The sequence below is a fragment of the Halomonas sp. BM-2019 genome (assembly GCF_017584085.1).
In genome coordinates this window covers 2,831,612-2,845,357 of sequence record NZ_CP071922.1, presented here as the reverse complement: position 1 = coordinate 2,845,357, position 13,746 = coordinate 2,831,612, and the positions used below count along the sequence as shown (strand labels likewise).

The following is a 13,746-nucleotide window of genomic DNA, read 5'->3' as shown; positions in this document are numbered from 1 at the left end:
CCCATCGCCGCTGGCAGGATCCGGACTCCGACTTCGTGGCGCTGCTCAACCTCTGGGACGGCGTCGAGGCGGCCCGGGAGGCGCTCTCCGGCAGCCGGCTCAGGCGCTGGTGCAAGGAGCACTACATCAACTACCTGCGCATGCGGGAGTGGCACGACACCTTCCGCCAGCTGCGCCAGCTGCTGCGCGACATGGAGATCGAGGTGCCGCCGCCGGCGCCGTGGCCCGCCGCCGAGGAGGGCGACGCCGAGGAGGGCGACGCCGAGACGGCGCGCAAGGAGAGCCGTCGCCGCCAGGCCGCCACCCTGCACCGGGCGCTCTTGCCCGGGCTGCTCTCCCACCTCGGGCTTCTCACCGAGAACCGGGAGTATCTGGGGGCGCGTAACCGCAAGTTCGTGATCCACCCGGGCTCCGGGTTGGCGAAGAAGTCGCCCAAGTGGCTGATGGCCTTCGAGCTGGTGGAGACGACGAAGCTCTTCGCCCGCACCGTCGCCAGGATCGATCCCCAGTGGATCGAGCCGATGGCGGGCCACCTGGTCAAGCGCAGCCATTCGGAGCCCCACTGGGAGATGAAGCGCGCCCAGGTGGTGGCCAAGGAGCAGGTGACCCTCTTCGGCCTGCCCATCGTCAGCGGCCGGCAGGTGCACTATGGCCCCATCGCCCCGGTCGAGGCCCGCGAGCTCTTCATCCGCCGCGCCCTGGTGGAAGGGGAGTTTCGCACCCGCGGCGACTTCTTCGCCCACAACCGGGCGCTGGTCGAGGAGGTCGAGGACCTGGAGGACCGCGCCCGGCGCCGGGATATCCTGGTGGACGAGGAGACCCTCTTCGCCTTCTACGACGAGCGCCTGCCCGAGGGCATCCACAATGGCCGTGGCTTCGAGGCGTGGCGCAAGCAGGCCGAGGCCGAGAACCCCGAGGTGCTCAAGTTCGACCGTGCCGCCCTGCTGGCCCGGGAGGCCAGCGAGGTCACCGAGGCCGACTACCCGGACGAGCTCGCACTGAACGGCGTGCGCTACCCGCTCAGCTACCACTTCGCGCCGGGCGCCGAGGACGACGGCGTGACCCTTACCGTGCCGGCCGCCATGCTGCCCCAGCTGCCGGTGGCGCGCCTGGAGTGGCTGGTACCGGGGCTTCTGCGCGAGAAGTGCATCGCCCTGATGAAGTCGCTGCCCAAGGCGATCCGCCGCCAGGTGGTGCCGATTCCCGACTGGGTGGATGCGGCCCTGGAGACGATCGTCCCCGACGACGTGCCCCTCACCGAGGCGCTGGGCGAGTTCCTGCGCCGCCGCACCGGGGTGCGCCTGCACCCCGACGACTGGCAGACGGGCCAGCTCGAGCCGCACCTGGTGATGAACCTGCGGGTGGTGGACCACGAGGGCAACACCCTCGGCCAGGGCCGCGACGCCCGCGAGCTGGAGCGCCGCTTCGAGGCGGCGGCGGGGCAGGGGGCCCGGGCGCTGGCCGCCGAGGCGCGCCTGGAGGCCCCGGTGGAAGGGCTGCCCCCCGAGCCGCTGCCCGAGTCCCGGGTCACCACCCAGGCGGGCATCCGGGTCGAGGCCTACCCCGCCCTGGTCCCCGACGGCGAGGCCTTTCGGGTGGAGCTCTTCGATCATCCCGAGAAGGCCCGGGAGGCCCACCGCGATGGCGTGGTGCGCCTGGCCATGCGCCGTCTGCCCGATCGGGTCCGCGAGATCGAGCGCCTCAAGGGGCTCGGCACCTGTGCGCTGCTCTTCGCCAAGGTGGGCAGCAAGCGCCAGCTGACCGACGACGTGGTGCGGGCGGTCTTCACCCGGGTGGTGGCCGCGGATCCGCTGCCGAGCTCGAGGCGCGTCTGGACGAGACCCGCGGCGGGCTGGTGCCCCACGCCGGGGCGCTGGTGGCGGCCCTGGAGGCTGCACTCAAGGGCCACCTGGCGGTCACCAAGGCGTTGAAAGGCAACCTGAATCTAGCCCTGGCGCTGGTCTACGGCGATCTCAAGGGGCAGATGGCACGCTTGGTGCATCCCGGTTTCGTGAGCGAGGCCGGCGAGTGGCTCGAGGCGTATCCGCGCTTCATGGAGGCGGCGCAGATCCGCTTGGAGAAGGCCCCCCGAGAGCGCCTGCGCGACCAGATGCACATGCAGGAGGTGCAGGCCCTCGAGGCGCGCCTCGAGGCCCGCCTGGAGAGCGAGCGGCGCGGCGGCATGGCCCCCCCGGCGCTGGCCGAGTTCCGCTGGTGGATCGAGGAGCTGCGCGTCTCGCTCTTCGCCCAGCAGCTGGGCACCCAGTTTCCGGTCTCCGTCAAGCGCCTCGAGAAGCGCTGGGCGGAGATCACCGGGCGCCCCTGAGCGCTCCGAACGAACAGCGGCCGCCGGGCGGCCCGCGGCCCTGGGCCGCGACAAGGGAGACAGCGATGACCAACGTCGTGATCACCGGCACGGGACTCTTCACGCCGGAGAACACCATCGACAACGATGCCCTGGTGGCCTCGTTCAATGCCTGGGTGGACGCCGAGAATGCACGCCGCGCCGAGGCCGGCATCGAGGAGCACCTGGCGCACTCGAGTAGCGACTTCATCGTCAAGGCCTCGGGCATCCACAGCCGCCATGTGCTCGACGCCGAGGGGGTCCTCGACCCCGAGCGCATGCGCCCGCGGCTGCGCGAGCGCGCCAACGAGGAGCCCTCGATCCAGTGCGAGATGGGCACCGTGGCGGCGCGCCAGGCCCTCGAGCGTGCCGGGGTGGAGGCCGCCGATGTCGACCTGGTGATCGTCGGCTGCTCCAACCTGGAGCGCGCCTACCCGGCGGTTGCCGTGGAGCTGCAGGCGGCGCTCGGCGCCGGCGGCTATGCCTTCGACATGAACGTGGCCTGCTCCTCGGCCACCTTCGCCATCGAGACCGCGGCCAACGCCATCCGCGCCGGCAGCGCGCGCCGGGCGCTGGTGGTGAACCCGGAGATCTGCTCGGCCCACCTCAACTTCCGCGACCGCGACAGCCACTTCATCTTCGGCGACGCCTGCACCGCCATCGTGCTGGAGCGCGACGACCTGGCCACGGCCGAGGCGCGCTTCCAGCTCCTCGGCACCCGGCTGGTCACTCGCTTCTCCAATGCCATCCGCAACAACGCCGGCTTTCTCAACCGGGTCACCGACGCGGACCCCCAGGCGGTTGACAAGCTTTTCGTCCAGGAAGGACGACGGGTGTTCAAGGAGGTTTGCCCCCTGGTAGCGGCGCTGATCACCGACCACCTGGCCAGCCTGTCACTGAGCGGCGATGATCTTTCGCGGCTGTGGCTGCACCAGGCCAACCGCCATATGAACGACCGGATCGCCAGGCGGGTGCTGGGCCGCGATCCCGATGAACGCGAGGCGCCGGTGATCCTCGACCGCTACGCCAACACCAGCTCGGCGGGTTCGATCATCGCCTTCCACCTCCATCGTGGGGATCTGGCACCCGGCGCACTGGGGGTGATCTGCTCCTTCGGGGCGGGCTACAGTGCCGGCAGCGTGGTGGTACAGCTTGTATAAGGAACGTCACTTTATCGAAACCGACGGGGAGAGGCTGATGAGGTCGAGGCAGGGAAGGGGAGGGCCGAGGGGCCTGGTGGCCGTGCTGATGGTCCTGCTGCTGGCCGGCTGCGCCAGTACGGCCGCCATGGAGGAGCGCCATCCGGATGACCCTTGGGAGGGCTTCAATCGCCGGGTCTTCGCCTTCAATGACGCCGTGGATCGTGCGGTGCTGAGGCCCACCGCGCGGGGCTACCGAGCGGTCACCCCTCAGCCGGTGCAGACTGGCGTGGGCAACTTCTTCTCCAACCTTGGCGAGCCGCGCACCGCCCTCAATAGCCTGCTGCAGGGCAAGCCCGGCAACGCCGGCATCGCCCTGTCACGTTTCGCGATCAACACCAGCATTGGTATCGGCGGCCTGTGGGATTTCGCCACCCATATGGAGATCACCGGCCGTGACGAAGACTTCGGCCAGACCATGGCGGTCTGGGGCTGGGAGGAGTCACGCTACCTGGTGCTGCCCTTTCTGGGGCCCAGCACGCTGCGTGACACCAGTGGCCTACCTGCCGATGCGGTGACCTACCCCCTCTACTACCTTAACGACGCCGAGCTCGAGATCGCGCTCACGGCGTTGCGAGTGGTGGACATGCGTGCCGGGCTGCTCGACCAGGAGGAGCTGATCCACGGCGATCGCTATAGTTTCATCCGCGATGCCTGGCTGCAGCGGCGCCGCTTCGAGATCAGTGATGGCGAGCTGGGCGACGACCCCTTCGCCATGGATGACTTCGATTTCGACGATGCCGATTTCGATGACGCAGATTTTGACGACGCCTTCTCCGAGTGAGGCCCAACGCCATGGATCGTCCCAAGCCGCTGATCGGTGTGATCGATATTCCCGGCCCCGAGCGCGACGCCCTGGCCGATACCATCGCGCGTGATGGACTGGCGGTGCTGGCCGCCGACACGCCCGATGAGCTGCCGCCGGATATCTCCCTGGTGGTGGCCCATGCCCGGGCGATCCCCCCCCAGCAGTGGCCCACACTCTGCGAGCGCCTGCCCACCCTGGTGGTCAGCGACAGCCGTGCCGCACCTGAGCTGCTCAGCGCCGTGGACGCCGGGCTGGTCGACTATATCGTCGAGCCGCTTCGCCATGGCCAGCTGCTGCGGCGCATGATCCGCAAGGTGATCGAGCTGCGCCGGCTCGAGGAGGCCCGCCGGCAGGACCAGCTGCGACTCGAGGAGCTCAACGATACCCTCGAGACCCACCTGGCCATGCTGCGTCTGGACCAGCAGGCCGGCGGTCAGATCCAGCGCAAGCTGCTGCCTCCGCGTCGTCAGAACGCGGGCGGAGTGACCTGCGACTACTGGTTTGCGCCCTCGCTCTACCTCTCCGGCGACTTCCTCGACTTCCAGCGACTGGACGAGCGCCACCTGCTGTTCTACTTTGCCGATGTCTCCGGCCACGGCGCCTCTTCGGCCTTCGTGACCGTGCTGCTCAAGTACCTGGCCAACCGCTGGCAGGGGGAGTGGAATGGCACGGCCCCGGAGGCGCTGCCACCGCGCTGGCTGGCGGATCTCAACCGCGAGCTGCTGGACACCGGGATCGGCAAGCATGCCACTCTCTTCGTCGGGGTCATTGACCTGGAGCGCCGCTATCTTCACTATTCGCTGGGCGCACAGCTGCCCATGCCCCTGCTGGTGGCGGACGGCAAGGTCGAGACGCTGCCCGGCGAGGGGATGCCGGTGGGGCTGTTTCCGGGCGCGCACTACCCCACCCTGGGGTGTCCGCTGCCCGAGAACTTCCATCTATGGCTGTGTTCGGATGGAGTATTGGAGTGCCTGCCGGGCGAGACGCTCGACATGCGGCTCAGGGAACTCGAGCAGCGGGTCCTGTCCAGCGGGACGCTGGAGGACCTGCGGGCCAGCCTGGCCCTTGGTCATCTGGGCGACGGCGATGACGGCGACCCGGAGGCGGGGATCGAAGCGCTGCCCGATGACCTGACGATCATGATGTTGAGTGGATTTGGCTATGCTGATTCATGAAGGACGCCTCAAGGCGGCATTCGATGCCGGAGTCTTTATCCTGAAGCTCTGCGGGGATGTGCGTCTGACCCTTTGTGCCACCCTGGACCGCCAGGCCCAGCAGCTGGCCGAGACCCCAGGGCTCACCACGCTGATCATCGACCTGAGCGACGCCACCAATATCGACTCCACTGCACTGGGCTTCCTCGCCAAGGTGGCCATGGCGGTGCAGGGTCGCCTGGCCGAACGGCCCACCATCGTGGCCGACAACCCCGATATCCAGCGCATGCTGGACGTCATGGGCTTCTCCAGCTTCTTCACTCTGGTGGAGGCCCCCATCACCGAGGTGTGCGAGCTCCGCGACCTGCCGGAGGTCCCCTGCGACGTGGAGGAGACCCGCCGGCGGATCCTCGAGGCCCACCGCATCCTGATGCGCATGAACGAGCACAACCGCGAGGAGTTCCAGCCCCTGGTGGAGATGCTCGAGGCCCAGCAGGCCGCCCCGCACCACCAGTGACGGCGCTCTCCTCCAGGGTGTGAACCTCCCGCTACCCCCGGCGCAGCTCGCCGAGCAGGCTCTCCAGCTTGCGCTGGTCCTCCATGAACTTGCGGATCCCCTCGGCCAGCTTCTCGGTGGCCATGGCGTCCTCGTTGAGGTGCCAGCGGAACTCCGCCTCGTCCAGCGGTTCCGGGGTCCGGGTCTCGGCGTCGAGGGGGACGAGGCGGCGCTCGAGCGTGCCGCGGGTCTCGGCCAGCTCGCCGAGCAGGGCCGGGGAGATGGTCAGGCGGTCGCAGCCCGCCAGGGCCAGGATCTCGCCGCTGTTGCGGAAGCTCGCCCCCATCACGACGGTGTGATAGCCATGGCCCTTGTAGTGCTCGTAGATACCCCGCACCGACCGCACGCCGGGGTCGCGCTCGCCGTCGAAGTCGGCCTCGGGATCGCGGGCGCGGTGCCAGTCGAGGATCCGGCCCACGAAGGGCGAGACCAGGGTCACCCCGGCGTCGGCGCAGGCCTGGGCCTGGGTGAAGCTGAACAGCAGGGTGAGGTTGGTGTGGATCCCCTCGCGCTCGAGTTGCTGGGCGGCGCGGATGCCTTCCCAGGTGGCGGCGACCTTGATCAGGATCCGTTCCGGGCCCACGCCGTGGCGGCCGTAGCGCTCGATCAGCGAGCGAGCCCGGGCCAGGGTGGCGCCGCTATCGAAGGAGAGCCTGGCACTCACCTCGGTGGAGACATAGCCCGGCACCAGTTCGCTGATCTCGCTGCCGATCTCCACGGCCACGGCGTCCAGGGCATCATCGAGGTCGGCGGCCCGGCGGGCGATCTCGGCCAGGCGGTCGCGCCGCGCCTCCTGCTGGGCTGCCTGCAGAATCAGGGAGGGGTTGGTGGTGGCATCGGTGGGCTGAAAGCGGCGGATCGCCTCGATATCGCCGGTGTCGGCGACCACGGTGGTCATCTGGCGCAGCTGCGACAGCAGATCGTCGGCCATGGGGCTTGGCTCCTCAGGATAAAAGACATCACTCTATCAAGTCAGTATGACAGGAAACAGGGACGGGCAGGGATGGCGACGATAGGCTATGATTAGCCGCCTATCTAAGCACGCCCGGGAGCCGCCTTGACCCTCGACCCTCGACGCGTGGCGCTGCTGGTGGCCGCCAATACCGCCCTGGCCCCCTTCGCCATCGATGCCTACCTGCCCGCCATGGGGGTGCTCGCCGCGCACCTCGGCGCCAGCATCCACCATACCGAGCTCTCCATCAGCGTCTTCCTGGCCGGGTTCGCGGTCGGCCAGCTGCTCTTCGGCCCGCTCTCCGACCGGCTCGGGCGCAAGCCGGTGCTGCTCGGCGGCCTGGTGGTCTTCCTGCTGGCGAGCCTCGTCATCACCACGGTGGAGACCCTCCCGGAGCTGCTCGCCTGGCGCTTCGTCCAGGCCCTGGGCGGCGGGGCCAGCGTGGTCAACTCGGCGGCCATCGTGCGCGACTGCTTCAGCGGCCGCGAGGCGGCCCGGGTAATGTCCACCATGGCGATGATCATGATGCTGGCGCCCTTGGTCGCGCCGGTGGTGGGCAGCGGGCTACTCTACCTGGGCGACTGGTGGCTGATCTTCGTCTTCCTGGCCGCCTACGCCGCCTTCCTGCTCTGGTGGCTCGGCACGCGCCTGCCCGAGACCCGCCCGCCCGGCACCTCGGCGGCCGGCTTCGGCGAGGTGCTGGCCAACTACGCCAGCGTGCTGCGCCATCGGGCGGGGCTGGGCTATATCTGCGCGGTGGCGGCCTCCTTCGGCGGCCTCTTCGCCTTCATCACCGCCTCGCCCTACGTCTATCTGGAGCACTTCGGCCTGACGCCGGCCACTTACCCGCTGGTGTTCGGCATCAACGTGGTGGTGATCGCGCTCTCCAATCGCGTCAATATCCACCTGCTGCGCGATCGCACCCCGGGGCAGAACCTCGCCCTGGGCCTGGCGGTGCAGCTCGCCGCCGCCGCCGCCCTGGCGCTGGCCGCGGCCGTGGGGATGGCCACGCTGCCGGTGGTGGTGGGGCTGGTGATGGTCTACGCCGGCATGATCGGGCTGATCACGCCCAACGCCATGTCGCTACTGCTCGACGAGTTCGGCCATATGAGCGCCACGGCCACGGCCATGATGGGCTTCATCAAGTTCGGCGCGGCGGCCCTGGCGGGGGTGATGGTGGGCGCCTTCGAGATCGAGAGCCTCTGGCCCATGGTCCTGACCATGCTGGCGGCCTCGGTGGTCGGTAACCTGGGGCTGCGCCAGCTGGCGGGGCGCGCCGCCCATGCCTGAGGCGCTGCCGACCTGGCTCGACATGACGCTGCCGACCTGGCTCGACATGACGCTGCCGACCTGGCTCGACATGACGCTGCCGGCCTGGCTCGACATGACGCTGCCTACCTGGCTCGGCTGTGCCGCCACGCTGGCGCTGGGCGCCTTCGTGCAGCGTGCCACCGGCTTCGACCGCCGCCTGCTCCAGGGGGCGTCGCTTGCGCTCTGCACCCTGGCGGCGCTGGGGCTGCTGCTGTGAGGCTTCGCTGACATCGATTCGCCATCTGGCTGTAACGGAACTGCAACCCGCCACGCTCACACTCCTCCCTGAAAACGGCTGATCGCGCCGAACCAGAGCCCCGGCCCCCACCGTCCCGGGGCCCCATGCAGAGAGGATCATCACGATGAACGTCAACCAGCGCACCCTGAGCGTCGCCCTGGCCACCGGCCTGGCCGTCGGCTTCTCCACCGCCGCCATGGCGCGTGACACCATCCAGATCGCCGGCTCGTCCACCGTCCTGCCCTTTGCCAGCATCGTGGCCGAGGAGTTCGGCGCCAGCTTCTCCCAGTTCAGCACCCCGGTGGTGGGCTCCGGCGGCTCCGGCGGCGGCCTGCGCCAGTTCTGCCAGGGCGTGGGCGAGAACACCATCGATATCGCCAACTCCTCCCGCGCCATCCGCAGCGGCGAGCTGGAAAACTGCCGCGGCAACGGCGTCGAGGAGGTGCTCGAGGTGATGTTCGGCTATGACGGCATCGTCTTCGCCTCTCGCGCCGACCGCGGCAGCTTCGCCCTGACCCCGGCCCACGTCTTCGCCGCCGCCGCCCGTCAGGTGAAGGTGGATGGCGAGATCGTCGACAACCCCTACAGCCGCTGGTCAGAGATCGACGCCGACCTGCCGGACCAGGAGATCGTGCTGGTGATCCCGGCCTCCAACCACGGCACCCGCGAGGTGTTCGAGGAGAAGGTGCTGGATCCGGGCTGCGAGAGCCTTGGCATGGAAGGCGATGCCTGCCACAGCCTGCGCGGTGACGGCGGTCGCATCATCGAGATCGCCGGCGACTACACCGAGACCCTGGCGCGCCTGGACGCCCAGTCCGACGCCGTGGGCGTCTTCGGCCTGAGCTTCTATGACCAGAACCGTGATCGCCTGCAGGTGGCCACCGTGGACGGTGTGACCCCGAGCCTCGAGACCATCGGTTCCGGCGAGTACCCGGTTTCCCGTCCGCTGTTCTTCTACGTCAAGGGCGAGCACCTGGACGTGATCCCGGGCCTGGCCGAGTACACCGAGTACTTCCTCAACGAGATGGTCTCGGGCTTCGGTAGCCCCCTGGAGGACGCCGGCCTGATCCCGCTCGACGACGAGGAGCGCGCCGAGGCCCTGGCCCAGTTCCAGGCCCGCACCCTGGTCAGCGCGGAGTAAGGGTCGTGATCACCGGGGCAGGCGAGGGCCTGCCCCGGTTCATCCAGCGGGGAATCCATGAACAACCTTGCCTTGATCGCCATCCTGCTGATCGTCATGGGCCTGGCCTACCAGGTCGGCCTGACGCGCAGCCGAGCGGTGGCAACCGACGGAGTGCGACTGCACTCGCGTCCCGGATACTACGGAGCGCTGGTGGCCCTCTGGTGTGGCCTGCCGGCGTTCGCCCTCTTTCTGCTCTGGAGCCTGGCCGGCGACGGCCTGGTGGAGCTGCTGGTGGTACGTCAGCTGCCGCCCGAGATGGCGCCGCTGAGCGAGCGCGAGCTCGCCACCTTCCTGCGTCGGGTCTCGACGCTGGCCGCGGATCGCGCCGTCTCCGGCACGCCGAGCGATGCCGAGCTGGCGGCGGCGGCTCATATGACAAGCCTGCAGGGGCTGGGTCGCCTGGTCACCATTGCCGCCATGGCGGTGGTCGCCACCGCCGGCCTGGTGCTGGCCCGCGGTCGAATCTCGCCCGAGCTGCGCGCCCGCAACCAGGTCGAGCGGGTGATCACCGTAGCGCTGGCGCTCTGCTCCGGTGTGGCCATCCTCACCACGGTGGGGATCGTGCTCTCCATGGTGGGGGAAGCGATGAACTTCTTCCGCTTCATCAGCCCGGTGGACTTCTTCTTCGGCACCACCTGGAATCCGCGCTTCAGCACCTCGGGCGACGCGGGGCAGGGGGAGTTCGGTTTGCTGCCGCTGCTCTGGGGCACCCTGATGGTCAGCGGTATCGCCCTGATGGTGGCGGTGCCGCTGGGGCTCATGACCGCTATCTACATGGCGGAATATGCGCCGCCCTGGCTGCGCAACGTCGCCAAGCCGGTGATCGAGGTGCTGGCCGGCATCCCGACCATCGTCTACGGCTTCTTCGCGCTGATCGTGATCGGCCCCTTCCTCTCGGGGTTCGGCGAGTTGGTGGGTATCAGCATCCGCACCACCAGCGCGCTGACCGCTGGCCTGGTGATGGGGATCATGATCATCCCCTTCGTCTCCTCGCTCTCCGACGACATCATCACCCAGGTGCCCAGGTCGCTCCGCGACGGGGCGCTGGGGCTCGGGGCTACCAAGTCGGAGACGATCCGCCAGGTGGTGCTGCCCGCGGCCCTGCCGGGCATCGTCGGGGCCTTCCTGCTGGCCGCCAGCCGCGCCATCGGGGAGACCATGATCGTGGTGCTGGCCGCCGGCAACAACCCGGTGCTGCATGCCAACCCCTTCGAGGCGGTCTCCACCATCACGGTCTCCATCGTCAACCAGCTGACCGGGGACATGGACTTCGCCAGCCCACAGTCGCTGGTGGCCTTTGCCCTCGGCCTGACGCTGTTCGTCATCACCCTGGGGCTCAACGTCATCGCCCTGGTCGTGGTGCGCCGCTACCGCCAGCAATATGAGTAATCGCCCGTGAGACCCGACACCCTTTCCATCGAAGAACGCAGCCAGAAGCGGCTGGCGACCATCGAGGCCACCCTGGCGGGCCGACACGCGCGGGAGCGCCGCTTTCGCCGCCTGGGCCTCGGCGCCGTGGTCACCGGCATGTCGCTGGTCACGATCCTGTTCATCAGCATCCTGATGCGCGGCGTGCCCGCCTTCTGGCAGGCCACCTTCCATCTGGATGTCCACTTCGACCCCGAGCTGATCCAGGTGGATGAAAAGCCGGTGCGCGCGTCCGGCGAGAGCGCCAGCGCCTTCCGCGAGCGGGAGCTGGCCTGGATGAGCCAGCTTGGGCTGGTCAACTGGCAGCGGCTGATCGACGAGGCGCTCCAGGCGGAGCTCGGCGAGGTCGAGGCGCGCCAGACCCGCGACCTGCGCGCGCTGGTGACCTCCGGCGAGCGCCACGCCCTGCGCGACCGCTTCGCCGAGGACCCCTCGCTGCTCGGCGAGACGGTGCGGATCAAGATGCTCGCCTCGGCCAACGTCGACGTCTGGCTCAAGGGCAACATCGACCGCAGCCTGCCGGACCACCAGCAGCAGCTCAGTGCCCAGACCCGCGAGTGGGCCGATGCGCTCTTCGACCGCGGCGTGATCACTAACGCCTTCAGCACCGCGCTCTTCCTCAACACCGACTCGCGCAGCTCGCTCGCCTCGGCGGGCCTGGCCGGTGCCTTCATGGGCTCGCTGTTCATGATGCTGGTGGTGATCGTGCTCGCGGTGCCGATCGGGGTGGCCAGCGCCATCTACCTCGAGGAGTTCGCGCCCAGGAATCGGCTGACCGATCTGGTCGAGATCAACATCAACAACCTGGCGGCGGTGCCCTCCATCGTCTTCGGCCTGCTGGGGGCGGCGATCTTCATCGGCTACCTGGGGCTGCCGCTCTCCGCGCCCTTGGTGGGGGGCCTGGTGCTGACCCTGATGACCCTGCCGACCATCATCATCGCCACCCGGGCCTCGCTGCGCGCGGTGCCGGGCTCCATCCGCCAGGCGGCGCTGGGCATCGGGGCCTCCCGAGTGCAGACGGTCTTTCATCACGTGCTGCCGCTTGCCCTGCCCGGCATCCTCACCGGCTCCATCCTCGGCGTCGCCCAGGCTCTGGGCGAGACCGCGCCGCTGCTGCTGATCGGCATGAACGCCTTCGTGGCCAACGTGCCGGCGACGCCCTTCGAGCAGTCCACGGCGCTGCCGGTGCAGATCTATCTCTGGCAGGGCAACGAGCTGCGTAACTTCTTCGAGGCGCGCACCTCGGCAGCGATCATCGTGCTGCTGGGGCTGATGCTGAGCCTCAACGCGCTGGCCATCTGGCTGCGCAAGCGATTCGAGACGAGGTGGTAGATGAACATGATAACCAGCACCCCCGTACCCACCGGCCTCGGCGAGAGCCGCACCAGCAGGGCGAGCAGCCGGATCAAGATGCGGGCCCGCGGCGTCAAGGTCTTCTACGGCGATAACGAGGCGCTGCACGGTGTCGACGTGGACATCTTCGAGAACGAGGTGGTGGCCTTCATCGGTCCCTCGGGCTGCGGCAAGTCCACCTTCCTGCGCTGCCTCAATCGCATGAATGACACCATTACCGACTGCCGGGTGGAGGGGGAGGTGAGCCTCGAGGGCCAGGATATCTACGCCCCTAGCCTCGATGTGGTGCTGCTGCGGGCCCAGGTGGGGATCGTCTTCCAGAAGCCCAACCCCTTCCCCAAGTCGATCTACGAGAACATCGCCTACGGGCCTCGGCTTCACGGGCTGGCCCGGCGGCGCGCCGAACTCGACGACATCGTCGAGGGTAGCCTGCGCAAGGCGGGGCTGTGGGAGGAGGTCAAGGACCGCCTGGATGCGCCCGGCACCGGCCTCTCCGGCGGCCAGCAGCAGCGCCTGTGCATCGCCCGCACCATCGCGGTGAGCCCCGAGGTGATCCTGATGGACGAGCCTTGCTCGGCGCTGGACCCCATCGCCACGGCGAAGATCGAGCAGCTGATCGACGAGCTCTCCGAGAGCTACACCATCGTGATGGTGACCCACAACATGCAGCAGGCCGCCCGGGTCGCCGACCGCACCGCCTTCTTCCACATGGGCGACCTGGTGGAGGTGGACAAGACCGACAAGATCTTCACCAACCCCGGCGACCAGCGCACCCACGACTACATCACCGGGCGCTTCGGCTGAGGGCTGAGGACTGAGGAGGGCGAGCGACGCCTGTTCGCCTGAGATACCCTATCGGGCACCCCCTGCCCGACATGGTGAGCATCGATGATCGAGTCGTCCCGCCTCTTCAAGTGCCTCGCTGACGACACCCGCCTGCTGGTCACCCTGCTGATCCGCCGCGAAGGGGAGCTCTGCGTCTGCGAGATGACCCATGCGCTGGAGGAGTCGCAGCCCAAGGTGTCGCGACACCTGGCTCAGCTGCGCACCTGCGGCCTGCTCAGCGACCGCCGGGAAGGGCAGTGGGTCTACTACTGCCTGGCGGAGGGGCTGCCGGCCTGGGTCGAGGCGGTGCTTCTCGCCGCCGACCGTGGCGAGGCGGCGCGGCTTGCAACCTTGCAGCAGCGCCTGGCCGGCATGGGCAATCGGCCGGAGCGCCG

General features: G+C 68.9%; 12 protein-coding genes and 1 pseudogene. 12 read left to right on the top strand and 1 reads right to left on the bottom strand.

The window, feature by feature from the left end; translation table 11 throughout:
• From hrpA to J5F18_RS14185, 5 genes and pseudogenes are all read left to right on the top strand, one after another.
• A pseudogene (gene hrpA, locus J5F18_RS14205) lies at nucleotides 1-2,326 on the top strand (ATP-dependent RNA helicase HrpA); the annotation flags it as partial.
• Nucleotides 2,327-2,391: 65 nt separating this feature from the next.
• The gene (locus J5F18_RS14200; protein ID WP_346299242.1) at nucleotides 2,392-3,504 is read left to right on the top strand and encodes a beta-ketoacyl-ACP synthase III; all 1,113 of its coding nucleotides are present in this window, start codon (nucleotides 2,392-2,394) and stop codon (nucleotides 3,502-3,504) included.
• Nucleotides 3,505-3,541: 37 nt separating this feature from the next.
• A complete protein-coding gene (locus J5F18_RS14195) occupies nucleotides 3,542-4,327 on the top strand; it encodes a VacJ family lipoprotein (RefSeq protein WP_346299241.1) in 786 nt (261 codons plus the stop codon).
• Nucleotides 4,328-4,338: 11 nt separating this feature from the next.
• Nucleotides 4,339-5,526 carry a SpoIIE family protein phosphatase gene (locus J5F18_RS14190; protein ID WP_346299240.1) on the top strand — a complete coding sequence of 396 codons (1,188 nt, stop codon included), beginning with the start codon at nucleotides 4,339-4,341 and terminating at the stop codon, nucleotides 5,524-5,526.
• Nucleotides 5,513-6,022 carry an STAS domain-containing protein gene (locus J5F18_RS14185; protein ID WP_346299239.1) on the top strand — a complete coding sequence of 170 codons (510 nt, stop codon included), beginning with the start codon at nucleotides 5,513-5,515 and terminating at the stop codon, nucleotides 6,020-6,022. The genes J5F18_RS14190 and J5F18_RS14185 overlap by 14 nt, the downstream gene beginning before the upstream one ends.
• A gap of 31 nt (nucleotides 6,023-6,053) precedes the next feature.
• Here the strand turns inward: J5F18_RS14185 and tal are convergent, their stop codons facing one another.
• A complete protein-coding gene (tal, locus tag J5F18_RS14180) occupies nucleotides 6,054-6,992 on the bottom strand; it encodes a transaldolase (protein ID WP_346299238.1) in 939 nt (312 codons plus the stop codon).
• Between the two features lie 126 nt (nucleotides 6,993-7,118).
• On the opposite strand from tal, the gene J5F18_RS14175 reads away from it, so the two are divergent.
• From J5F18_RS14175 to J5F18_RS14145, 7 genes are all read left to right on the top strand, one after another.
• Nucleotides 7,119-8,303: a multidrug effflux MFS transporter gene (locus tag J5F18_RS14175; protein WP_346299237.1), complete on the top strand. Its 1,185-nt coding sequence runs from the start codon at nucleotides 7,119-7,121 to the stop codon at nucleotides 8,301-8,303.
• Entirely contained in the window at nucleotides 8,296-8,541 is a 246-nt protein-coding gene (locus tag J5F18_RS14170) for a hypothetical protein (RefSeq protein WP_346299236.1), read from the top strand. The genes J5F18_RS14175 and J5F18_RS14170 overlap by 8 nt, the downstream gene beginning before the upstream one ends.
• A 145-nt stretch (nucleotides 8,542-8,686) precedes the next feature.
• Nucleotides 8,687-9,703 (top strand): substrate-binding domain-containing protein, encoded by a 1,017-nt coding sequence (locus J5F18_RS14165; RefSeq protein WP_346299235.1) that lies wholly within the window; start codon nucleotides 8,687-8,689, stop codon nucleotides 9,701-9,703.
• A gap of 57 nt (nucleotides 9,704-9,760) precedes the next feature.
• The gene (gene pstC, locus J5F18_RS14160; RefSeq protein ID WP_346299234.1) at nucleotides 9,761-11,134 is read left to right on the top strand and encodes a phosphate ABC transporter permease subunit PstC; all 1,374 of its coding nucleotides are present in this window, start codon (nucleotides 9,761-9,763) and stop codon (nucleotides 11,132-11,134) included.
• A gap of 6 nt (nucleotides 11,135-11,140) precedes the next feature.
• Nucleotides 11,141-12,505, top strand: a complete 1,365-nt coding sequence (gene pstA, locus J5F18_RS14155; RefSeq protein ID WP_346299233.1) for a phosphate ABC transporter permease PstA — start codon at nucleotides 11,141-11,143, stop codon at nucleotides 12,503-12,505.
• A 78-nt stretch (nucleotides 12,506-12,583) separates the two neighbouring features.
• The gene (gene pstB, locus J5F18_RS14150) at nucleotides 12,584-13,330 is read left to right on the top strand and encodes a phosphate ABC transporter ATP-binding protein PstB (protein ID WP_346302237.1); all 747 of its coding nucleotides are present in this window, start codon (nucleotides 12,584-12,586) and stop codon (nucleotides 13,328-13,330) included.
• Nucleotides 13,331-13,414: 84 nt separating this feature from the next.
• Nucleotides 13,415-13,746 (top strand): metalloregulator ArsR/SmtB family transcription factor (locus tag J5F18_RS14145; protein ID WP_346299232.1); only part of this gene is annotated, 332 nt, incomplete at its 3' end.